The sequence below is a fragment of the Knoellia sp. 3-2P3 genome, from assembly GCF_029223115.1.
Taxonomy (GTDB): Bacteria; Actinomycetota; Actinomycetes; order Actinomycetales; family Dermatophilaceae; genus Pedococcus_A.
In genome coordinates this window covers 1-1,198 of the sequence record NZ_JARGZE010000010.1, presented here as the reverse complement: position 1 = coordinate 1,198, position 1,198 = coordinate 1, and the positions used below count along the sequence as shown (strand labels likewise).

Below are 1,198 nucleotides of genomic sequence, written 5' to 3'. Positions count from 1 at the left end.
CGACGACCTGCACCCCCGGGAACTCCTCCTTGCCCAGGCCCGCGTAGTCGGCGTGGTCGGCCTGCACGACCACCACGTCGGCCGGCTGGCCCAGCTCGTAGGCCTCCCAGCCGAAGCCCTCCAGCTCCCGCGCGGAGTACATCGGGTCGTGCACCAGCACGCTCGCCCCCGCCTCACGCAGCGCCTCGACCGTGGCGAACACCCCCGAGAACGCCGTCTCCTTCACCCCACCGCGGTACGACGCACCCAGCACCACCGCGGTCTTCCCTGACAGGTCACCACCAGCGGCACCGACCGCCAGGCCCACCGTGTAGGCCGGCATCGCCGCGTTCGCCTCCCGCGCCGCCCGCACCACCGTCGCGTCCGGGTCGTTCCACAGGTACAGCCGCGGGTACACGGGGATGCAGTGCCCCCCGACCGCGATCCCCGGCCGGTGGATGTGGGAGTACGGCTGGGAGTTGGACGCCTCGATCACCTGGTACACGTCGATCCCGTGCTTCGCGGCGAACGCCCCGAACTGGTTCGCCAACCCGATGTTCACGTCCCGGTAGGTCGTCTCGGCCAGCTTGGCCATCTCCGCGGCCTCCGCCGAGCCCAGGTCCCACACCCCGTTCCCACGCGGCAGGTCCAACCGCTCGTCGAACTGCAGCACCTGCTCGTAGAACTCCACCGCCGCCTTCGCCCCCGCCTCCGACAGGCCACCGACCAGCTTCGGGTACTTGCGCAGGTCCTCGAACACCCGACCGGTCAGCACCCGCTCCGGGGAGAACACCAGGTGGAAGTCCCGCCCCTCCGCCAGGCCCGAACCCGCCTCCAGCATCGGCTTCCACCGGGTGCGGGTCGTGCCCACCGGCAGCGTGGTCTCGTAGACCACCAGCGTGCCCGGCTTCAGCCCCCGCGCGATGTCCTGCGTGGCCGAGTCCATCCACCCGAAGTCCGGCCGCGCCTGCTCATCGACGAACAGCGGCACCACCACCACCACGGCATCGGAGTCCGCGACCGCAGCCGCAGTGTCCGTCGTCGCCGACAACCGGCCACCACCGGCCGAACCACCCGCAGCGGCCCCCTCGCCGGTGACCTCCTGCAGGTACTCCCCCAGGTGCGCCTCCCCCGGGAACGGCTCGGTCCCCGCATTGACCAGCTCCACCACCGACGCGTTCACGTCAGCACCGAACACCTCGTGCCCGGACCTGGCGAA

The 1,198-nt window shown here is 71.5% G+C and carries 1 protein-coding gene; it reads right to left on the bottom strand.

Annotated elements, in window-relative coordinates:
• A partial coding sequence (locus tag P0Y31_RS18545; RefSeq protein WP_275872151.1) for a nucleotide sugar dehydrogenase occupies window positions 1–1,198 on the bottom strand: 1,198 nt, incomplete at both ends.